At 41.1% G+C, this 21,874-nt stretch carries 15 protein-coding genes, 2 tRNA genes and 1 pseudogene; 6 read left to right on the top strand and 12 right to left on the bottom strand.

Features of this window, described 5'->3' with window-relative positions:
- Positions 1–27: 27 nt before the first annotated feature.
- Positions 28–798, bottom strand: a complete 771-nt coding sequence (locus tag AX662_RS02385) for an SseB family protein (protein WP_060971525.1) — start codon at positions 796–798, stop codon at positions 28–30.
- Positions 795–3,032: a polyribonucleotide nucleotidyltransferase gene (gene pnp, locus AX662_RS02380; protein WP_060971524.1), complete on the bottom strand. Its 2,238-nt coding sequence runs from the start codon at positions 3,030–3,032 to the stop codon at positions 795–797. Before pnp ends, AX662_RS02385 begins: the two co-directional genes overlap by 4 nt.
- 209 nt (positions 3,033–3,241) lie before the next feature.
- Here pnp and pbp3 (AX662_RS02375) point away from each other — a divergent pair, with 209 nt between their 5' ends.
- Both pbp3 (AX662_RS02375) and pbp3 (AX662_RS02370) read left to right on the top strand, forming a co-directional pair.
- Complete coding sequence (pbp3, locus tag AX662_RS02375) at positions 3,242–4,489, top strand: D-alanyl-D-alanine carboxypeptidase PBP3 (protein ID WP_060971523.1); 1,248 nt, start codon at positions 3,242–3,244, stop codon at positions 4,487–4,489.
- 144 nt (positions 4,490–4,633) lie between these two features.
- Positions 4,634–5,890 carry a D-alanyl-D-alanine carboxypeptidase PBP3 gene (gene pbp3 / locus AX662_RS02370; protein WP_060971522.1) on the top strand — a complete coding sequence of 419 codons (1,257 nt, stop codon included), beginning with the start codon at positions 4,634–4,636 and terminating at the stop codon, positions 5,888–5,890.
- A 128-nt stretch (positions 5,891–6,018) separates the two neighbouring features.
- Here the strand turns inward: pbp3 (AX662_RS02370) and AX662_RS02365 are convergent, their stop codons facing one another.
- Positions 6,019–8,469 (bottom strand): ATP-dependent Clp protease ATP-binding subunit, encoded by a 2,451-nt coding sequence (locus AX662_RS02365; RefSeq protein WP_060971521.1) that lies wholly within the window; start codon positions 8,467–8,469, stop codon positions 6,019–6,021.
- Positions 8,470–8,925 (bottom strand): CtsR family transcriptional regulator, encoded by a 456-nt coding sequence (locus AX662_RS02360; protein WP_002889615.1) that lies wholly within the window; start codon positions 8,923–8,925, stop codon positions 8,470–8,472.
- A 298-nt stretch (positions 8,926–9,223) separates the two neighbouring features.
- Between AX662_RS02360 and AX662_RS02355 the strand changes: the two genes are divergently transcribed.
- A complete protein-coding gene (locus AX662_RS02355) occupies positions 9,224–9,694 on the top strand; it encodes a COG2426 family protein (protein WP_002889614.1) in 471 nt (156 codons plus the stop codon).
- Positions 9,695–9,799: 105 nt separating this feature from the next.
- Here the strand turns inward: AX662_RS02355 and tsf are convergent, their stop codons facing one another.
- Both tsf and rpsB read right to left on the bottom strand, forming a co-directional pair.
- Positions 9,800–10,840 carry a translation elongation factor Ts gene (gene tsf, locus AX662_RS02350; RefSeq protein ID WP_002886343.1) on the bottom strand — a complete coding sequence of 347 codons (1,041 nt, stop codon included), beginning with the start codon at positions 10,838–10,840 and terminating at the stop codon, positions 9,800–9,802.
- 110 nt (positions 10,841–10,950) lie between these two features.
- Positions 10,951–11,718, bottom strand: a complete 768-nt coding sequence (gene rpsB, locus AX662_RS02345) for a 30S ribosomal protein S2 (RefSeq protein WP_002886342.1) — start codon at positions 11,716–11,718, stop codon at positions 10,951–10,953.
- 272 nt (positions 11,719–11,990) lie between these two features.
- Between rpsB and ahpC the strand changes: the two genes are divergently transcribed.
- The 3 genes from ahpC (at position 11,991) to AX662_RS02330 (ending at position 14,346) form a co-directional block, all read left to right on the top strand.
- Complete coding sequence (ahpC, locus tag AX662_RS02340; RefSeq protein ID WP_037599758.1) at positions 11,991–12,551, top strand: alkyl hydroperoxide reductase subunit C; 561 nt, start codon at positions 11,991–11,993, stop codon at positions 12,549–12,551.
- Between the two features lie 16 nt (positions 12,552–12,567).
- Positions 12,568–14,100, top strand: coding sequence for an alkyl hydroperoxide reductase subunit F (gene ahpF, locus AX662_RS02335; RefSeq protein ID WP_060971520.1), 1,533 nt, complete (start codon positions 12,568–12,570; stop codon positions 14,098–14,100).
- A 175-nt stretch (positions 14,101–14,275) separates the two neighbouring features.
- A tRNA-Cys gene (locus tag AX662_RS02330) sits at positions 14,276–14,346 on the top strand.
- Between the two features lie 87 nt (positions 14,347–14,433).
- Here AX662_RS02330 and AX662_RS10545 read toward each other — a convergent pair.
- From AX662_RS10545 to AX662_RS02300, 6 genes and pseudogenes are all read right to left on the bottom strand, one after another.
- A pseudogene (locus AX662_RS10545) lies at positions 14,434–14,979 on the bottom strand (NAD(P)H-dependent oxidoreductase).
- A gap of 87 nt (positions 14,980–15,066) precedes the next feature.
- Entirely contained in the window at positions 15,067–15,495 is a 429-nt protein-coding gene (locus tag AX662_RS02320; RefSeq protein ID WP_060971519.1) for a MarR family winged helix-turn-helix transcriptional regulator, read from the bottom strand.
- A gap of 132 nt (positions 15,496–15,627) precedes the next feature.
- Positions 15,628–15,858 (bottom strand): GlsB/YeaQ/YmgE family stress response membrane protein, encoded by a 231-nt coding sequence (locus AX662_RS02315; RefSeq protein ID WP_002889604.1) that lies wholly within the window; start codon positions 15,856–15,858, stop codon positions 15,628–15,630.
- A gap of 19 nt (positions 15,859–15,877) precedes the next feature.
- Positions 15,878–17,119, bottom strand: coding sequence for an aminopeptidase (locus AX662_RS02310; protein ID WP_060971518.1), 1,242 nt, complete (start codon positions 17,117–17,119; stop codon positions 15,878–15,880).
- 163 nt (positions 17,120–17,282) lie between these two features.
- Entirely contained in the window at positions 17,283–21,677 is a 4,395-nt protein-coding gene (locus tag AX662_RS02305; protein ID WP_060971517.1) for a PolC-type DNA polymerase III, read from the bottom strand.
- 51 nt (positions 21,678–21,728) lie between these two features.
- Positions 21,729–21,812 (bottom strand) — tRNA-Leu (locus AX662_RS02300).
- Positions 21,813–21,874 lie beyond the last annotated feature (62 nt).

The raw sequence follows: 21,874 nt of genomic DNA, 5'->3' as shown, positions 1-21,874 counted from the left end.
TAAAGTGGAAAGCTGTAAACACTAGGTCTACTCGCTATCCCCCTCAAAATAAGACCAATCGACTAACTCAGGTTGCTCATCAAACGGATTGATGACAATACCTTGAACCTTATCCAACTCATTTTCACCTGTTGAAGGCTGGTAAATTTCTGACAGTGGCCATTGTAAAATCGTCCCTTTAGCCTTACGGAAAGGTAGGCCAAAAGTTTCGTTACCGTACCATTTTGCAAAGCTCGTTAAGTTCGTAAACACAGGCACATAACTCTGTCCCTCTGCATTCGACATGGTCGCAAAGAGACGGTCATCCTGACCATCTTCCTCGCGTTTGTGAATGAAGGCTGGGACAAGATAAATCTTATCTTCAGGATCCGCCTTTTGATTTTCCTCACCCAAAAGGTTATTGAGCGTCTGAGTGAAATAGTTGATAAACTGGATAAGTTCACTGCTTGCAAACAGAGTGGTATTTGAGAAATCACCATCCTCTTTTAAATTGAAAGCAATACCAAAAAGCTCTGCCTGAACCAGTTGTGTTAGGATATCTAAGCTTGAACGTTCTATCCAAGTCTGTTCTCGAGCACTCTCTTGAGTAGCTTTGAAAGATTGTAAGTCCTGTTCACTAGTGAAGACAGGAACAACCTTCTTGCCTTCCACTTCAACTGCGTAGAGGTCTTGGGCAGCCAAGACGGGAGTACGTTGTAAGTGATTAACCAAAGCCAAACTGGTCAAAAAGTGGTCTGGTTCCTTTAAAAATTCTTTTAGAGTTTCATCAAAAGCTTGCAATTCTTGATTTTCTGTCATTCTTCTATCTGTTCTTTCGTTTCTGATTTATCAGGATTTTTCGGTGCTTCACCATTTTCATTATGGTGGCGTGGTTTGTGATGAGAACGACGGCGGTGACGATGCTCTCCTTTATTTTCCCCGTCCTCAATCTTTTCAGGCTTAGGAAGCAAGGTCTTGATTGAGGCATCGATACGTCCTTTTTCATCGATTTTGATAATTTTAACAGTTACCATATCCCCAACCTTAACCACATCTTCGACACGCTCAGTGCGTTCCCAAGCTAGTTCTGATATGTGGACAAGAGCATCTGTCTTATTGAAGAGGTGAACAAAGGCACCGAACTTTTCAATACGCACAACTGGTACAGTGTAAACCTCTCCAACCTTAGCTTCACGTACAAGATCGGAGATGATAGCTTTAGCACGGTTAATGGCATCCTGATCACTAGAGAAAATCTGAACAAGACCTTCTTCATCGATATCGATAGTGACACCAGTCTCAGCGATAATCTTGTCAATCGTTTCGCCACCTTTACCGATGACAACCTTAATCTTGTCAACAGGAATCTGAATACAGTCAATCTTAGGCGCCGTTGGTGCCAATTCTGGACGTGGCTCAGCGATTGCTGACTCAATAACGTCAAGAATCTCAAAACGAGCTACCTTGGCTTGAGCCAAAGCCTCTTCGAGAATGGCAGGTGTAATACCTGAAATCTTAATATCCATCTGAAGAGCTGTAATTCCTTGACGTGTACCAGCTACTTTAAAGTCCATATCTCCAAAATGGTCTTCTAAACCTTGAATATCAGTCAGGACAGTGTAGTTAGTACCATCTGAGATAAGCCCCATGGCTATCCCTGCAACAGGCGCCTTAATCGGTACACCGCCAGCCATAAGAGCCAAGGTTCCTGCACAAATAGAGGCTTGTGAGGAAGAACCATTTGACTCCAAGACTTCTGCTACCAAACGGATAGCGTAAGGGAACTCTTCAACACTTGGAAGAACCTGAGCAAGGGCACGTTCACCTAGGGCTCCGTGACCTATTTCACGTCGACCTGGTGCACCGTAACGCCCTGTTTCACCCACTGAATACTGAGGGAAATTATAGTGATGAAGGAAACGTTTCTTATACTCTGGATCCAAACCATCAACAAGTTGTGTATCACTCATAGGTGCCAAAGTCAAAACTGACAAGGCTTGAGTTTGTCCACGTGTAAAGAGACCTGAACCATGAACCTTAGGAAGAAAGTCAATCTCTGCGTCCAAAGGACGGATTTCATCCACACGACGACCATCTGGACGAACCTTATCCTCGGTAATGAGACGGCGCACTTCGGCATGTTCCATCTGCTCAAGGATTTCTGCTACATCACGCAGAATGGTTTCCTTATCTTCATCTTCTGCAAAGCGTTCTTGATAAGAAGTAAGGACCTCTTCTTTAACAGACTGGGTTGCTGCTTCACGCGCTAGTTTTTCTTCCACCTGAACAGCCTTAGCTAACTGATCATAATAAGCGGTTTCGATTTCGACTTTCAAATCAGCATCAACTTGTAGAAGTTCAACCTCGGCCTTTTCCTTACCAACAGCTGCAACGATATAATTTTGGAAATCAACCAACTCTTGAATAGCCTCATGTCCCTTCAAGAGTGCTTGCAACATAATATCCTCAGACAATTCCTGAGCACCCGACTCTACCATATTGATAGCTTCCTTGGTACCTGCCACTGTCAAGTCTAAAAGTGAAATTTCCTTATCCGCTGCACTTGGGTTGATGATGAAATCTTCTGCGGCATAGGCCACTTGAACCCCAGCAATCGGACCATTGAAAGGAATGTCAGAAATAGAAAGAGCTAAAGAGCTGCCAAACATAGCCGCCATCGGAGCACTAGCATTCTCATCATAAGAGAGGACGGTGTTAATGACTTGAACTTCATTTCGGAAACCTTCCGCAAACATAGGACGAATAGGACGGTCAATGAGGCGAGCAGTCAACGTGGCATCTGTTGAAGGACGACCCTCACGCTTGTTAAAGCCCCCCGGGAACTTACCAGCTGCATACATTTTTTCCTCATAATTAACCTGTAAAGGAAAGAAATCTGCAGTTGCCATCTTTTTAGACATAACAGCTGTTGATAATACCGTTGTATCTCCATAACGCACGACGACAGCACCATTAGCCTGCTTGGCTACCTGCCCAACTTCAACGACAAGCGGGCGTCCTGCAAAGGTCATCTCAAAAGTTTGTTTAGCCATGTTTGATCCCTCTTTTTATCCATGACCAGCCCTTATAAAAACGAACCGGTCAACTTTATATCATTCATTTGATATAACTTTCATTTTACCATAATATAGTCAAAAATGGCAGAGCTCCGGCATAAGTTAGCAGCTAAGATTCCCTTTCTCTCAGATATTTAAGTCGTTTTGTGATATAATAAACACTTATGAGAGACAAAGGAATGACTATGAAAAAATTACAACACATCATTATGATTGCCTTAATCTTACTAGGCCTAGTAACACCTGCTCTAGCACAAGAACAGACAGATGACTTCAATGTTTCCGCTAAACATGCGATTGCTATCGAAGCAACTACAGGGAAAGTCCTCTATGAAAAGGACGCCACTACCCCTGATGGTGTGGCTTCAATGACTAAAATCCTAACAGCCTACATGGTCTATAAAGCAGTTGATCAAGGAAAAATTACCTGGGACACTGAAGTAGATATTTCAGACTATCCTTTCAACTTAACCGTTGATTCAGAAGTTTCAAATGTCCCACTGGATTCCCGAAAATACACTGTTAAACAACTCCTAGATGCCACCCTCATTTCCAGCGCTAACAGTGCTGCTATTGCTCTGGCTGAAAAAATCTCAGGATCAGAGAGTGCCTTCGTTGACACTATGACAGCCCAACTAAAAGAATGGGGCATTACAGATGCTAAATTATATAACGCTTCTGGTCTAAATAATAAATATCTTGGGGATAACCGCTATCCTGGCTCAAAACCAGATGACGAGAATACGATGAGCGCCCTAGATGTTGCCATTATTGCGGACCGCCTCATCAAAGACTATCCTCAGGTACTTGAAATCACCAAGCAAACCGAAACTGACTTCGAAGGTGACAACAAATTAACGACACACAACTACATGTTGGAGAGGCAAGACAACTACCGTGAAGGCGTTGATGGACTCAAGACTGGAACAACCGAACTTGCAGGGGCATCCTTTGTAGCCCACTCCAATGAAAATGGCATGAGTTTGATTACAGTTGTTATGAATGCGGACAATGGCGGAGAGGATGAAGCTGCTCGATTCACAGCCACAAATGAGTTGCTAGATTATGTGACTCAAAACTGGGAAATCAAAACCCTCAACACCAAAGGACAAATCGTCAAGAAAAATGATATTAAGGTAGCCGATGGAGACCGTCAAACCATCTCTGCTAAGCTCGAGTCAGACCTTACAGTCATTCAAAAAATAAACAGCAAAAATGATGCTGTTATAATCAAAGCAAAAACCATAACAGCACCTATCAAAAAAGGTGACACTATTGGAACAGCAACCTTTGATGATAAGAATCTCGTAGGAACAGGTTACATCTCTGATCCGCCTCAAATTTCGGTAACAGCCAACCAATCTATCAAGAAAAGTTTCTTCTTAAAAGTTTGGTGGAACCATATCGTTAATTTCTTTACAGGAAATAAGTAAACACAAAACTACCTTTTAGATATCAAAAGGTAGTTTTATCTTGCCTTCAAAATTAGTCCTGTTAGTAAATGCCCCTTCTCTACACCTTATGTTCCTCTCAAAATGTGGTATAATAAATATCCAAAACACATGAAGGAACAAACCATGAAAAAACTGATTACGCTTATGATGACCTTCTTACTCTGTCTGGGAAGCGTAGCCCCTGCTTTTGCAACAGATAAGAAAAAAGGATATGATGCCGCAGCCAAACATGCCATCGCTGTCGAAGCTACTACTGGCAAAATTTTATACGAAAAAGATGCAACCACTTCTACAGGGATTGGCTCTATTACCAAGCTCCTAACAGCCTACATGGTTTATAAAGCGGTAGATCAGGGAGACCTCAAATGGAACAGCAAAGTTGATATTTCTGACTACCCCTTTGAACTAACTGTCAGTGCCGGAGTATCCAATATCCCACTAGACGCCCGCAAATACACTGTCAAACAACTTCTTGACGCAACTCTTATTTCCAGTGCCAATAGTGCATCGATTGCTCTAGCCGAGGAAATCGGAGGAACCGAAAGTAAGTTTGTCGACATGATGAAAGCCCAACTTAAAGATTGGGGTATCACTGATGCCAAGATTGTCAATGCCTCTGGTCTCAATAATTCTTACTTAGGTGACAATATCTATCCAGGCTCTAAATCAGACGAAGAAAATACCATGAGTGCTAAAGATGTTGCTATCATTGCACAACACGTGGTGAAAGAATATCCTGAAATCCTCGATATTACTAAAAAAACTGAGGCTGATTTTGATGGTGTTAACAAACTTAAAACCTTCAACTATATGCTTAAGGGACAACCTAGTTACCGTAAAGGGGTGGATGGCCTAAAAACGGGAACCACTGATTTAGCCGGTGCTTCCTTCGTGGCCCACTCAAATGAAAGTGGTATGAGCATTATTACAGTCATTTTGAATGCTGATAATACCGATACTGATGACTACGCCCGTTTCACTGCAACCAATGACCTACTTAATTACGTGGTCTATCATTGGGAAAGCAAGACCATTGCCAAAAAAGGGCAAGCTATCGGTAAAAGTCAAGCCCCTGTCCTTGATGGTAAATCTAAGCAAGTCACTGCTGTCGCTAAGTCTGACTTTAATATCATCCAAAAAATAGATGCTAACAATAGTAAACATATTAAAGTTACTACAAATCAAGTCCAAGCCCCTGTCAACTCAAGTGACAAGGTTGGAACTGCTACCTTTGAAGATAAATCACTTGTAGGAGAAGGTTACTTGCCTAACCAAGGTATGCCTAGCATGGAACTGGTTGCTGGTAAAGAAGTTAAGAAAAGCTTCTTCCTCAAGGTCTGGTGGAATCACTTTGTCAACTTTGTCAACGAAAAACTCTAATTATTACAGTCGAGCTTTGCTCGGCTTTTTCTTTTACCCCATCTTTACAGAAAGATTGACTCTACCTTGACTCCTATTGACACAAAAAAAGACAAACTACACCTGTAATCTGTCTTTTTGTTTGATTTTTACACTACTGTAAAGGTTAATTTATCTTTCGAGCAGCCGATTTTAAGAGTTTGTCCACTAACTACTTGGCCACCTAGTAAGAGCTCAGATAACTTATCCTCCACCTGAGTTTGAATCGTGCGACGTAATGGACGAGCACCCATCTCAACATCATAGCCATCTTTAGCTAAATGTTTGAGGGCAGCTGGTTGGAATTTCAAGTCAATCCCTTTTTCAGCCAAAGCTGATACCAACGGTTTTACCATAATCTTGACAATCTCACGAAGTTGCTCTTCCTCTAAACTATGGAAGACAACCTTTTCATCAATACGGTTGATAAACTCTGGTCGGTAGGCCTTCTTAAGTTCTTCCATGATACGTGACTGCATAGCTTGGTGATTATGAGAAATGTCTTGGACTCCAAAACCAACGGTCTTATCATCACGAAGAGCAGTCGCTCCCAAGTTCGAAGTCATAATGATAATGGTATTTGAGAAGTCAACTTTACGACCTCGGCTATCCGTCAAGACACCGTCATCCAAAACCTGTAAGAGAATATTGAAAATATCTGGGTGAGCCTTTTCCACCTCGTCAAAGAGAAGAACTGAGTAAGGCTTATTACGAACTTTTTCTGTTAACTCACCGCCCTCATCATATCCAACATAACCTGGAGGAGCACCGTTAAGTCGGCTAGCCGCAAATTTTTCCATGTATTCTGACATGTCAAAGCGAAGCAAAGCTGACTCATCATCAAAGAGAACTTCCGCCAATGCCTTGGCCAATTCTGTCTTACCAACACCAGTAGGCCCAAGGAACATGAAGGAACCAATCGGACGTTTTCCAGTACGAATACCTGACTGGTTACGACGAATAGCACGACTAATCGCTGAAACTGCTTCGTCTTGACCAATAACACGTTTGTGAAGCTCTGCTTCCAGATTCAAATAACGCTTGCTATCTGCCTGAGTCATCTTCTCAACAGGGATACCTGATAGACGACTAAGGGTTTGCATAATCTGATCCGCATCTACCAAGGCAGGTTTTGGTAATTTTGCTTTTTGGCTAGCCTTATATTGTTTAACAGCAGACTTCATATCACCAGATAGAAGCGCTTCATCCAAAGGCGTTATCTCACGTTTGGCTTCTTTTTTAATACGACCTTGAACAGTCGCACTCGCTTCATCTAAAAGGTCAATGGCAGAGTCAGGCAAGTTTTTACTCGTCAAATAACGATGTGCCGCCTTGACCGCTGTCTCAACCGCTTCATCAGTAATCGTTACACGATGATAGTCTTCATAAGACGAACGTAGGCCTTTTAGAATATCAATCGCCTCAACTACACTTGGCTCCTCAATTGTAATCTTAGCAAAACGGCGAGAAAGAGCTGCATCTTTCTCAATATGCTTCTGGTACTCAGCTTGAGTAGTTGCTCCAACCATATGAAGGGTTCCACGTGCTAGAGCAGGTTTCAAAATATTTGCCGCATCTAAGGTACTATCAATACCTGAACCAGAACCAATAATCGTATGCAATTCGTCAATAAAGAGAATGATTTTTCCATCAGCTTCAATCTCATCAATGATTTGATTCATACGTTCTTCGAAATCACCACGGAAACGTGTTCCTGCAACCACACTCATCATATCAAGCTCTAAGATACGCATATCAGCCAGCTCAAAAGGTACTTCGCCTGAAGCAATACGCTGTGCCAAGCCAAGCGCCAGTGCCGTCTTACCAACACCTGCTTCACCAACAAGAACTGGGTTATTCTTCGTTTTACGACTCAAAACCTGAATCATGCGTGAAATTTCTTTCTCACGTCCAATAACAGGATCAAGAGCACCTGACTCGGCTACAGCCGTTAAGTCCTTGGTATAATCTGACAGTTCCCCAGTAGAAGATTGGGGAGGCTGCATCATATTAGCAAAATTTCCTGATGCCTTTGATTTTTTAGGCTTACGAAGGTCATGAATGGCCTTCAAGTCTTGCTTACTAAGACCTGCGTAACGCTCCAAAGAACGTCGTAAATCGATAATGCGAGGCTTATCACTGTCATCCTTATATTGAAAACCAGCAACTTCAAGGAGACGACAAACCATCAAATCCTTATGAAGGAGAAAGGCCATCAATACATGTTCAGACCCTACCTCTACAGCACCAGTCACACCAGCAATTCCCTCTGCCTCTTGCAACATAGCCTCTAAAGCATGTGACTGTGCACGTAAATCGATAATATCTGATTCAGACAAGTCTTTTGGACTTTTCTCCATCGCTAGTACAGCGGCTGTCTCAATCTCTTCCGCACGAATACGGTCCTCAAAATCAGTAAATGTTAGGTAGGCTACAGATCCTGGAACCTCAACCATAGCCAGAAGCACATGCCAAGTCTCCAGAAAAGGACTTCCAAAACGCTCTGCCTCAAGCTGTGCACGATGGAAAATGGCCTGCATTTTTCTTGAATATGTCGTCATCTAATTTCCTTTTCTATCCAATCTAAGTAATAGCGAGCGTAGAATACGCGAACGAATAGCAGCCGCATCTGCGCCTAAAATATCATCACTAGCAGTTGCTAAAATCAAATTTCCCTCACGTTCTGTGATGATTTTTTCATCAAAAAGCAACTGGATCAAGTCTGTAAATACCTGCTCGCTGAGCTGATCCGCTAAGTTCTGAAGCAAATCATTAATCATGTGGTGCTTATCAGAGAATCTGACTTTGACGATACGAATATAACCGCCACCTCCACGCTTACTCTCAACAATATAACCACGACTTTCTGTAAAGCGGGTCTTAATAACATAATTAATCTGACTCGGTACAACTTGAAAAGTATCTGCTAAGTTCGAGCGTTGAATCTCAGCAATTCCAGACTGGCCCAGCAATTCTTTAATATATTCTTCTATACTATCTGATGTATTTCTTGCCATCTTAATTCCTCCAGTCTAATTTGACTATAACTGACTATTATTATACCAAAAATGTCAGCACATGGGAAACTATACCTTCAAAAAGCTTTTTAAAGTTGTCATTAGAGACCATATAAGATACAATAAATAAGACTAAAATATTAGGTAACTTTAAGTGTTTGATCCACTTTGACAGGCTGAGCCTCACCTAATCCAACAAGTACTTTTTAGCACTTTCGCAGTAGTATTAGTCTTATCACTCTTGATAAAGCTCTTGTGACTTTTAGTCTTTATTTTATTTCTCTATGAAAGGTTACTCATGAAATACATCATTGCATTCTTAATCTCTATGATTCCCTTGGTTGAGCTCCGTGGAGCCGTTCCTGTTGCTATCGCCTCAGGTATCCCTTGGTGGCAAGCCCTTATTCTTTGTGTTATTGGGAACATGATTCCAGTTCCAATTATCTTCTTCTTCGCCCGCCGTGTTCTCGAATGGGGGGCAGACAAACCTCTAATTGGTGGCTTCTTTACCTGGTGTCTTAAAAAAGGTCACAGTGGTGGGCAAAAACTTGAAAAAGCTGCCGGAGATAAGGGGGTCTTCTGGGCCCTCCTCCTCTTTGTGGGAATTCCACTTCCAGGAACAGGAGCCTGGACTGGTACCCTAGCAGCATCTATCCTAGATTGGGACTTTAAACGTAGTGTTATTGCCGTTATGCTGGGGGTTATCCTTGCAGGTATCATCATGGGAACACTCTCTCTTCTACTTGGTGTAAATACCTTCGCTCATTAATTACTTTGTTAACGTCTGGGGCATGCTCAGATGTTTTTTAATAACAACAAAAAAGAAGTTACGATTCATTTACGTAACTTCTTTCTTTTTATCTAGCAACTAGAATTAGTTGTTAAGTGCTGCTGCCATTGTAGCTGCAACTTCTGATTCAAAGTCGTTAGATGCTTTTTCGATACCTTCACCAACTTCAAAGCGAACGAATTCTACTACTGAAGCGTTTACTGATTCAAGGTAAGCTTCAACTGTTTTGCTGTCGTCCATGATGTAAACTTGAGCAAGAAGAGTGTAAGCTTGGTCAACTTTAGTGTTGTCAAGCAAGAAGCGGTCCATTTTACCTGGGATGATTTTATCCCAGATTTTTTCTGGTTTACCTTCAGCAGCCAACTCAGCTTTGATATCTTCTTCAGCTTGAGCAAGAACAGCATCAGTCAATTGAGCTTTAGAACCATATTTAAGGTGTGGAAGAGCTGGTTTGTTAACCATTGCACGGCTTTCGTTATCTTGATCGATAGCGTGGTTAAGTTGTGCCAATTCATCTTTAACAAATTGTTCATCCAATTCAGTGTATGAAAGAACAGTTGGTTTCATCGCTGCGATGTGCATTGAAATTTGTTTTGCAAGAGCATCATCTCCACCTTCGATAACTGAAACAACACCGATACGTCCACCGTTATGTTGGTAAGCTCCGAAGTGTTGTGCATCAGTTTTCTCAACAACTGCAAAACGACGGAATGAAATCTTTTCACCGATAGTAGCTGTAGCAGTTACGTATGCAGCTTCAAGAGTTTCACCTGAAGGCATAGTCAATGCAAGTGCTTCTTCGTTGTTAGCTGGTTTACCTTCAGCAATTACTTTAGCTGTTTCGTTTACCAACTCAACGAATTGAGCGTTTTTCGCAACGAAGTCAGTTTCAGCGTTAACTTCAACAACTGCTGCAACGTTACCGTTAACGTAAACACCAGTCAAACCTTCAGCTGCAACACGGTCAGCTTTCTTAGCTGCTTTAGCCATACCTTTTTCGCGAAGCAATTCAATCGCTTTTTCGATATCACCTTCCACTTCAACCAATGCTTTTTTAGCGTCCATGACACCAGCACCAGATTTTTCACGCAATTCTTTAACAAGTTTAGCTGTAATTTCTGCCATTTTGTTTTTCTCCAAATTTATTTTATCAAACTAAGGGGCAGGGCTGAGCCCCGCCCCTTAGGTGTTTGTCGTATCTTAAGTGGGCATATAGCCCTAACCAATCTTAAAGATTAGTTGTTGTCACCTTCGACAACTTCAACGATTTCTTCGATTGAATCAGCTGCAGCTGCTTCTTGGAAATCTGCAGAAGCATCTTCACCTTGGTTACCTTCGATGATAGCATCAGCCATTTTTGAAGTGATCAATTTAACGGCACGGATAGCGTCATCGTTAGCTGGGATGATTACATCGATCTCATCTGGATCAGCGTTTGTATCAACCATCGCTACAACTGGGATACCAAGTTTTTTAGCTTCTTTAACAGCGATTTGTTCTTTGTGTGGGTCAACGATGTAGATTACATCTGGAATGCGAGGCATATCTTCGATACCACCCAAGAATTTTTCAAGACGTGCACGTTGTTTGTTAAGAAGTGCAACTTCTTTCTTAGGAAGAACTTCGAAAGTTCCATCAGCTTCCATTTGTTTGATTTCTTTCAAACGAGCGATACGTTTTTGGATAGTATCCCAGTTTGTAAGAGTACCACCCAACCAACGGTGGTTGATGTAGTATTGACCAGCACGAGTTGCTTCTTCAGCTACTGCTTCAGCTGCTTGTTTTTTAGTACCAACGAACAAGATTACTGCATCGTTAGCTGCTGCTTCACGAACGAATTCGTAAGCTGTATCAGCCATTTTTACAGTTTGTTGCAAGTCAATAACGTGGATTCCGTTACGTTCTGTGAAGATGTACTTAGCCATCTTAGGATTCCAGCGACGAGTTTGGTGACCGAAGTGAACACCAGCCTCAAGAAGTTGTTTCATTGAAATTACTGCCATGAGTATTTCTCCTTAAAAATTGTTTTTTCCTCTTCTAAGCTTTAGACTTGCAGTCCCACCCTGCGGCAACAAGACCACAATCGGCTTAGAATGAGTATTTGTCACTTTACGCAACTATAATAGTTTATCAAAAAAAGTGACATTTGACAAGCTCTAAAATCAGTCTGACCATTAGAAAAATCCCCCTCTCATTAAAATTGCAATCGTTTTCTTTGAGGTTGATGAGTATTTCGTTTATAATTAGGCTATTAAAAATAGAGGAGGACATTATTTTGTCATTAGTCGGAAAAGAAATTATTGAATTTTCAGCACAGGCTTATCACAACGGGGAATTCATTACTGTTACAGATGAAGATGTTAAAGGTAAATGGGCGGTCTTCTGCTTCTATCCTGCAGATTTTTCATTTGTCTGCCCAACTGAACTCGGTGACCTTCAAGAACAATATGAAGCTCTTAAATCTCTTGGTGTAGAGGTTTACTCTGTCTCTACCGATACTCACTTTGTTCACAAAGCTTGGCATGATGACTCAGATGTTGTTGGAACTATTACTTATCCTATGATTGGGGATCCTTCACACCACATCTCACAAGGTTTTGATGTTCTTGGACAAGATGGTCTCGCACAACGTGGTACATTCATTATTGATCCAGATGGTGTTATCCAAATGATGGAAATTAACGCTGATGGTATTGGACGCGATGCAAGTACTCTTGTTGATAAAGTCCGTGCTGCTCAATATATTCGTCAACATCCAGGTGAAGTTTGTCCAGCCAAATGGAAAGAAGGAGCTGAAACACTTACTCCTAGCTTAGATCTTGTAGGTAAAATTTAACAACCAGGGGGTATCCATGGTCTTAGATAAAGAAATCAAGACACAATTAGCGCAGTATTTAAATTTACTAGAATCTGATATTGTATTACAAACAGATTTAGGGGATGATGATAATTCTCGTAAAGTAAAAGAATTTCTAGACGAGATTGTTACTATGTCTGACCGCATTAGTCTTGAATCAACACATTTAAAACGTCAACCTAGTTTTGGTATTGCACAAAAAGGGCAAAAAAGTCGTGTTATTTTCTCAGGCTTACCAATGGGCCACGAATTCACATCTTTCATTTTAGCTCTCTTGCAAGTTTCTGGTCGTCCACCTAAAGTTGATGAGGATATTATCGAACGTATCAAGAAGATTGATAAAACCATCGATTTAGAAACTTATGTTTCACTAACCTGTCACAATTGTCCAGACGTTGTTCAAGCCTTTAATATAATGGCTGTTTTAAACCCCAATATCACCCACACCATGATTGAAGGTGGTATGTATCAAGATGAGGTCAAAGCCAAAGGTATCATGTCTGTTCCTACGGTTTACAAAGACCAAGAAGAATTTACGTCTGGTCGTGCAACCATTGAACAGCTTGTAGAAAAATTGGACGGCCCACTTGATGCTGAGGCTTTCGCTGATAAAGGTGTCTATGATGTCTTGGTTATTGGTGGTGGTCCTGCTGGAAACAGTGCTGCAATTTACGCTGCTCGTAAAGGGCTTAAAACTGGGCTTTTAGCAGAAACTTTTGGTGGACAAGTTATCGAGACAGTTGGTATTGAGAACATGATTGGTACGCTATATACAGAAGGTCCTAAGTTAATGGCCCAAGTTGAAGAGCATACAAAATCTTACAATGTTGATATCATCAAAAGTCAATTAGCTACTGGCATTGAGAAGAAAGAACTTATTGAAGTCACACTAGCTAACGGTGCCGTTCTACAGGCTAAAACTGCTATCCTAGCACTAGGAGCCAAATGGCGTAATATCAACGTTCCTGGCGAGGAAGAATTCCGCAATAAAGGGGTTACTTACTGTCCACACTGCGATGGTCCTCTATTTGAAGGAAAAGATGTTGCTGTTATCGGTGGTGGTAACTCAGGTTTGGAAGCTGCTTTGGATTTAGCGGGTATTACTAAACACGTTACAGTCTTAGAGTTCTTGCCTGAATTAAAGGCAGATCAAGTCTTACAAGAACGAGCTGCTAAAACTGATAATCTAACCATTCTTAAGAACGTTGCAACCAAAGAAATTCTTGGTCAAGATCATGTGACTGGTTTGAGTTACGTTGAGCGTGATACAAACGAAGAAAAACATCTTGATCTTGAAGGTGTCTTTGTCCAAATTGGTCTTGTACCAAGTACTGCTTGGCTCAAAGACAGTGGTATTGAACTCAATGAACGCCAAGAAATTATCGTTGATAAATTTGGTTCAACAAATATCCCTGGTATTTTTGCCGCAGGTGACTGTACTGACAGCGCCTACAAACAAATCATTATTTCCATGGGATCTGGTGCTACAGCTGCTATCGGAGCCTTTGATTACTTGATTAGACAATAATCAAAACATACGTGTTAGTAATCTATCTACAACAATTACAAGAAACATAAAGAGGTTGAATGTCTTTCAGCCTCTTTATGTTTCTTGTAAATAGGCAGTTTGAACAATCAACCAACCAATTTGATGAAAGAGACTTGACGAATCTTTGTTTTTTCGATAGAATGGTATCTGTTATGGCGGTATAGCCAAGTGGTAAGGCACGGCTCTGCAAAAGCTTGATCGTCGGTTCAAATCCGTCTACCGCCTTCATAATACGAGGACACCTTAGGGTGTCTTTTTTCATTGTTGCATATAAAAATACCCGAAGCTAGATACCTCGGGTATTCGTTATTCTTATTTAATGGCTTCAACCAAAGCCTCCGCTTGAGTCTGAAGGCTTTCAAGAACTTCTGCTGTTGCTACGAATTTTCCATCCACCCAGGCTGTATCATTTACACGTGTCGCTGTAAAATCACCAACCACTTGGGTACGGATAAATGGTAACAATTCTTTGTAGACATCAAAAAGTTGATTGTGACCACCATTAGCAACTGATGACACGGTTACAATCTTATCTTGAAGAGCTGATGGTCCTGAAGGAGCTGATAGGTCAAGGGCGCGGCTCAACCAGTCAAGCAAATTTTTCACTGGCTCAGGAATTGAAAAATTTTAAACCGGTGAGAAAATCCAGATTGCATCTGCTGCCAAGACCTGCTCTCGAACTTCTGCCAAAATAGGAAGAACCGGACTTTCTAAATCCTGATTAAAAACAGGTACTTGACTATAGTCAAGATAAGAAACATTAGCTTTATCAGCTAGCATTTTCTCAGCTTCTTTTGCTAATTGGTGGTTAAATGATCCCTTACGAAGGGACCCAACGATAAATAGAATGTTTTTCATGATACATTTCCTTTGTATTTCTAACAATTAATAATTAATACTACATAGTAATATATGTGATTTCATTAGAAATATAAAGAAATATACTCAGACATTCTTAAATTTTTTCAGTAGCTCTACCAACTGTACCTGCTCTTCAGATGTCAGAACGGAAAAAGTCTCCTCAATAGCTCGCTGATGTGGGGGGATTGCTGCTTGAATAATACGACGTCCCTCATCCGTCAAATCAACCTCGAAAGCACGCTTATCTGTTTGGCAGGCTTCTCGCGTCAGCCAGCCTTTTTTCTCCATATTTTTAATGACGACAGTCATATTACCGGAGGTAGCAAGCATGCGATCAATTAATTCGCCAATCTTCATACGTCCTTTGGCATTTAGCACGTCCATGACTCCAAATTGAGTTGGTGTCAAATTAAATTCTTTAAAGGTCTCAGAAACCTTGGCATCGATGGTACGAAAAGCCTTACGCATAACTACCATACTTTTTACAGCCATATTTTTATCTAAGTCGCTCATTTCTAGTCCTTTCCAAATAGATGCTGTTTTTATTACTCTACCACAGTTTTTCTAAAAGTGGTATATGAAAATGAAAAAATAAGAAAAAAGAGTCCTTAGATATCTAACCAATACCTCAGAACTCTTTCATTTCTAACTATTACGATTCCAAAAAAGGGCTAATAAGATAACAGCACCTAGCACCGAAGGGACTATAGCAGTATCTGCTAACATCGGTCCCCAATTTCCAAAAAGAAGCTGACCAACAAAAGCACCTAGCCATCCAACAAAGGTCTTGCCAATACAGCCCATACGTTCACCCCTATTTGATATAGCAGAAGCAATAAGGCCAATTAGAAAACCAACTATCATACTTCCAATCATGATAAATTCTCCATCATACTTAGATTACCCAATCCCCATTTCGGAAGATTGGTACACGACTACCATCTTGGCGGATACCATCAATATCCATTTGATTTGAACCAATCATAAAATCTACGTGTACATCAGAACGATTAAGACCAGCTTCCTTAAGCTCCTCTTCTGTCATGTCTGCACCTCCCTCAACACTGGTAGCATAGGCTGCTCCAATAGCTAGGTGGTTGGATGCATTCTCATCAAAAAGAGTGTTAAAGAAAGTGATTCCTGACTGTGAAATAGGACTTGGATCTGGTACCAAAGCACATTCACCTAGAGCACGCGCCCCATTATTGTTGAAGACGAGATTCTTCATCACCTCATCGCCCTGGTCCGCTGTGATATCTACAATTTCACCGTCTTTGAAGGTTACCTTGATTCCCTCAATAATATTGCCATTGTAACTTAGAGGCTTTGTACTTGAGACATAGCCATCTGCACGACGAAAATCTGGTGCCGTAAAGACTTCTTCTGTTGGCATATTAGGAAGGAAGCCTTCACCTTGCGCATTGATGGCACCTGCAGACTCCCAAACGTGATTTTTAGGCAATCCTAGAGTCAAATCTGTTCCAGGTGCTTGGTAATGCAAGGCTGAGAATTGTGCCTCATTGAGTAGGCGTGCTTTAGCATCCAAACGGTCAGCATGTTCCTTCCAAGCACGTACAGGATCCTCTTCATAAACACGACAGGTCTTGAAAATTTGGTCCCAAAGTAAATCTACAGCTTCCTCATCACTCGAAGCATCAGGAAAGACCTTCTTAGCCCATTCCTTACCAGCTGCAGCAGCTACAGTCCAACTAACCTTATTAGACTGAGTTGCCACCTGCATAGGTTTAAAGGCCACTCCAGTAGCTTTAGCATGGGCAGATAAACGTTCAGGAGCTACACCATTAAGGGCACCTGGATCTGATGAGCGAACACCTAAGCGACTTGCCTTTTTAGCCAACAAATATTCCATCTCAGCTTTTTTATAGGCAGGAACCTCTTCGATGCGGTCCATATCAGCATGCAAGAAGCGCTCGCGATTAATAATATCATCTGACCATTGAACGATTACCTCAGCTGCTCCTAAAGTATAGGCTTCTTTTACTAAGAGGTGAGCTAGCTCTGCTTGTTCTACATCAATGCTCAAGGCCACTGTGTGACCAGGTTGCACATTAATCCCATTAGCAACCAGTAATTTAGCATATTTCTCAAGATTTTCTTTAAAATTTGGTAAAACCATGATTAACTCCTTGAAACTATATTTTTCTATCAGTATACCATAAGACGAAGAAAAAGGTTTCTTCTCAGCTTTAGCTTGTTAGCATCACATGCAGACCCCTAAACAAAAAGAGAACGGAGACTGACTCCATTCTCTCAAAGTTGATGACGATTCTCTTTAGCTATTAAAAGAAATCATCAAAAAGACTTAATTGATTATCTTCTGGCATATTTCCTAGGATTCCCATTTCATCCAATTTTTCAACCAAGGTTGATGATAAACCTCCTCGTTTACGCAATTCTGTTTTGGAAAGGAACTCCCCTTCTTCACGCGCAGCAACCACTTGCTTAGCAACGTTCTCACCCAAACCTTCAAGTGCAATAAACGGTGGAATCAAGGTATCTCCTTCAATCAGAAATTCAGTTGCCTGACTCTTATAAAGATCTAACTGGCCAAAGGTAAAGCCACGTTCTAACATTTCATTAACAATCTCAAGCGTCGTAAATAAGTCATTTTCAACATTAGTCGCTTCATTTCGTTGGCGCTTCTCCTTAATATCTTCCATTCGAGCTTTAACAGCATCAAGACCCGCAGACATCGTTTTAAGCTCGAATGCTTTAGCTCGAATTGAAAAGTAGGCACAATAGTAATAAATAGGATGGTGCACTTTGAAATAAGCTACACGCAGGGCCATCATAACGTAGGCTGCCGCATGGGCTTTAGGGAACATGTATTTGATTTTACCACAAGATTCAATATACCAGTCTGGAACATTATTTTCACGCATGGCTTGAATATAGCCATTTCGCTCTTCTTCAGAAATTTTCAACCACATTCCCTTACGCACACGTTCCATAATGGTGAATGCCATCTTAGGATCTAATCCCGCATGCATTAGGTATACCATGATATCGTCACGACAACCGATAACGGTTTTCAGAGTGGCAATACCTTCCTTGATCAAATCTTGTGCATTACCCAACCAAACGTCTGTACCATGGGACAAACCAGATAACTGTAAGAGTTCCGCAAAAGTCGTCGGATGCGTCTCGTCTACCATACCACGAACAAAGTTAGTCCCAAACTCAGGGATTCCTAACATTCCCGTTGGTGTCCCAATCTGTTCAGGTGTTACCCCTAAAATATCAGTCCCTGAAAAAAGTTTCATTACATCTGGGTCATCTGCTCGAATATCTTTTGGATCAATTCCTGATAAATCCTGCAACTTACGAATCATAGTCGGATCATCATGTCCCAGAATATCAAGTTTCAACACGTTCTCATCAATATCGTGGAAGTTAAAGTGAGTCGTCTGCCAGGCAGCCGTTACATCATCAGCCGGATATTGAACAGGTGTGAAATCATAGACATCCATATAATTTGGAATAACAACGATACCTCCCGGGTGCTGACCTGTGTTTCGCTTAACACCAGCAGCCCCCATGGCCAGACGATCGACCTCGGCATCACGGTAAAACTTATTGTAGTCACGTTCGTAACCTTTGACAAAACCATAAGCCGTCCTATCTGCAACAGTACCTACTGTTCCAGCACGAAAAGCATATTGCTCTCCAAAAATATCACGAACATCCAAGTGGGCTGATGGTTGATCATCACCGGAAAAGTTCAAATCGATATCCGGAACCTTATCCCCATCAAAACCTAGGAAAGTCTCGAAAGGAATATCCTGACCATCTTTTTTATACTCCGTTCCACATTCCGAACACTCCTTATCAGGCAAATCGAAGCCAGATCCATAAGAACCATCTGTAATGAACTCTGAGTGTTGACATTTAGGACATAAATAGTGTGGCGGCATCGGATTAACCTCAGTAATTCCAATCATCGTCGCAACAAAACTAGAACCAACAGATCCACGCGAACCAACTAGGTACCCACGTTCATTTGAACGGTTAACCAGCATCTGCGAAGCCAGGTAAATTACGGCAAAACCATTACCAAGAATTGAGGACAACTCTTTCTCAATTCGCAGATCAATAATATCAGGCAAAGGATTACCATAGAGCTCAAACGCTCTAGCATATGTCATCTCCGCAACCTGTTCTTCCGCACGATCAATGAAAGGTGTGTACAAGTCTTTTTTGACAACCTCGACCTCTTCAATTTGTTCTGCCATAGCCTGCGTATTAGTTACAACAATTTCATAGGCTAAGTCTTTTCCCAAAAAGGCAAAGTCATCTAGCATCTCATTCGTTGTTCTAAAATGCGCTTCAGGTAAAGGAGCAGGTTTCGCATTTTCTCCCTTACCGATTGGCCTATTAATCATTGCTCCTTGTCCCAAAGCACGAACAATGATTTCACGATAAATCGCATCCTCAGGATTGATATAATGTACATTTCCTGTAGCAAGCACAGGCTTGTCCAGACGATTAGCAACTTCAATCAGATCTCGAATCAGTTGTTCTGTAGCCACCTCATCCTTAATTAAGTCCTTCGCAATCAATGGTGCATAAATCGCTGGTGGCATAACTTCAATAAAGTCATAATATTTAGCAACTTCAACCGCCTTGTCAATACCGTGAGACAGGAGCGTATCAAAAACCTCACCATCAGCACAAGCAGAACCTACAATGATTCCCTCACGATACTCATCTAAGACCGTACGAGGAATACGTGCTACCCCCTCAAAGTATGAGACGTTTGATAAACTTACCAACTTAAAGATATTCTTCAAGCCAGTTTGATTCTGAACATACAGCGTCGCATGTTTAACACGAGACTTTTTATACGAATCTTCAGAAACCAAATCCGTGTTCAACTGTTCCAAATTAGTCAAACCGTGCTTATCAAACACATCTTTTATGAAGATAAACAACAAACGGCCCGTTGCTTCCGCATCATAATTGGCCATGTGGTGGTGATCCAAAGCCACACCAAACCGCTTCGTCAAAGGACCCAAACCATGACGCTTATACTCAGGATAAAGATTTCGTGCAAATTCTAAAGTATCAATAACTGGTTGTGAAATTGTTGGTAACTGATGTCTTTCATAATTGGCATTCATAAAACCAACGTCAAAAGTCGCATTATGGGCTACTAGCACAGTTCCTTGACAGAATTCTTGAAACTCCTGTAAAACTTGGACTAAAGGTTTAGCACCTTTTACATGATTATCAGTAATACCTGTCAACTCAGTAGTAAAAGCAGAAAGAGGATGCCCTGGGTCTATAAATTCATCAAATTGCTCAATAATATTACCTTTATGCATTTTTGATGCCGCAATCTGAATCAAATCATTATGAACAGCAGACAAGCCCGTTGTCTCAACGTCAAATACAACATAAGTAGCTTCTTTTAATTCCAAATTCTGGGAATTATAAACAATAGGAACTTTATCCTCAACAAGATTGGCTTCAAGACCAAAAATAGCTTTAATACCAGCTTTCTTAGCCCTATGGTAGCCATGAGGAAAACTCTGAACATTAGCGTGATCAGCTATAGCAACAGCTGGATGCCCCCAAGAAGCAGCAGTATCAATAAGCTCTTCCACAGTTGGCATGGCATCCATAGTCGACATGTTAGTATGTGCATGAAATTCCACACGCTTTTGTCCCTCAGGCATCAAATCCTTGCGAGGTGTGTGCGAAATCTCTTTGATATCTTGTACATTCATTGTCAGACTATGAGTGAAAGGATTATTCTCAATACGACCGCGAACTCTTACCCAGTTCCCCTTTTTTATCATATCGAACTTAGCAAGCTCATCACTATCTTTGACCCAGCGCTGCATTGCAAAACTAGAGGTATAATCAGTTACCTTGAAATTAATAATAATTCGACCCGTCTTAGTTTCACGTTGCTCTACATCAAAAATATATCCTTCAAAAACAACACGATTCTCTTCAGAATTAATATCAACCATTGGCGTTATTTCAGCCTTATCAAAACTAGCTTGACGTTGACTTTGTTTCTCAGCAAAATTTTGGGCCGGTTCATTCACAGGTCTCGGTGCTGGAGCACTCTCAAGAATAGATTGAAGAGCCTGTCTTGCCTGAGATTCAGCTTGTTCTTGCAAAGAAACCTTGTTTGTTTCGTAAGCCTCTTCTATAGAAGATGACGCTTCCTTATCTTCAAGAACAGAAATTGATACGTCAGATAAACCAACTTGAGAAAGAGATTTAGAAATCAAAGAAATAAATCTATCCTGTAAATTTTCTTTAATAATATGCGCTGGAGCCTTAACACAAATACTATTATTTGAAATTTCAACCTTTAGATTTGAGAATAAAGAATAAATAGAAAAGTGAGAAACTTTTAAACCATCTAAGGCATGTGAAAAATAATCTCCAAGTAAAGAATCATCGCAAGAAGTAGAAAGTAAACGAATCTCAAAAGAAGCTTTAGCACCTAAAGAATCGAAGGAAGAATGAAGTAAACTATCAAAAAGCACAAAAGACTCATAAGAAAGAACACTAGGGAAAGAAAAAACAAAAAACCACTGCCGTTTTGATTTAAATAGTTTTACAGTTTCGATAGAACCATCTTTAATTTCTTTAAAAGCATCGTGTTCCTCAGGAAAACGAATTTGTTTTAAGAGAAGCTGAAAATTATCAGACATAAAAAATAAACTCCTATAGACAAAAAAACACTCCTAAAGGAGTGTAACTTATACCGGCGGCCGGGGTCGAACCGGCACGTCCTTGCGGACACTGGATTTTGAGTCCAGCGCGTCTGCCAATTCCGCCACGCCGGCAAAGTATAACTGGGGTAGCTGGATTCGAACCAACGCATGAGGGAGTCAAAGTCCCTTGCCTT

Origin of the sequence: Streptococcus sp. CCH5-D3 (assembly GCF_001556435.1) — a bacterium.
Classification (GTDB): Bacteria; Bacillota; Bacilli; order Lactobacillales; family Streptococcaceae; genus Streptococcus.
Note: the sequence above shows the minus strand (reverse complement) of the source record. Positions and strands in the feature narration are given on the sequence as shown.

Coding starts and splice junctions, on each gene's coding strand:
- ahpF (WP_060971520.1), top strand. CDS start 12,568: ATGGTCTTAGATAAAGAAATCAAGACACAATTAGCGCAGTATTTAAAT.
- AX662_RS02305 (WP_060971517.1), bottom strand. CDS start 21,677: ATGTCTGATAATTTTCAGCTTCTCTTAAAACAAATTCGTTTTCCTGAG.
- tsf (WP_002886343.1), bottom strand. CDS start 10,840: ATGGCAGAAATTACAGCTAAACTTGTTAAAGAATTGCGTGAAAAATCT.
- pbp3 (WP_060971522.1), top strand. CDS start 4,634: ATGAAAAAACTGATTACGCTTATGATGACCTTCTTACTCTGTCTGGGA.
- AX662_RS02365 (WP_060971521.1), bottom strand. CDS start 8,469: ATGACGACATATTCAAGAAAAATGCAGGCCATTTTCCATCGTGCACAG.
- rpsB (WP_002886342.1), bottom strand. CDS start 11,718: ATGGCAGTAATTTCAATGAAACAACTTCTTGAGGCTGGTGTTCACTTC.
- AX662_RS02355 (WP_002889614.1), top strand. CDS start 9,224: ATGAAATACATCATTGCATTCTTAATCTCTATGATTCCCTTGGTTGAG.
- pbp3 (WP_060971523.1), top strand. CDS start 3,242: ATGAAAAAATTACAACACATCATTATGATTGCCTTAATCTTACTAGGC.
- AX662_RS02385 (WP_060971525.1), bottom strand. CDS start 798: ATGACAGAAAATCAAGAATTGCAAGCTTTTGATGAAACTCTAAAAGAA.
- AX662_RS02360 (WP_002889615.1), bottom strand. CDS start 8,925: ATGGCAAGAAATACATCAGATAGTATAGAAGAATATATTAAAGAATTG.
- pnp (WP_060971524.1), bottom strand. CDS start 3,032: ATGGCTAAACAAACTTTTGAGATGACCTTTGCAGGACGCCCGCTTGTC.
- AX662_RS02315 (WP_002889604.1), bottom strand. CDS start 15,858: ATGATTGGAAGTATGATAGTTGGTTTTCTAATTGGCCTTATTGCTTCT.
- AX662_RS02320 (WP_060971519.1), bottom strand. CDS start 15,495: ATGAGCGACTTAGATAAAAATATGGCTGTAAAAAGTATGGTAGTTATG.
- AX662_RS02310 (WP_060971518.1), bottom strand. CDS start 17,119: ATGGTTTTACCAAATTTTAAAGAAAATCTTGAGAAATATGCTAAATTA.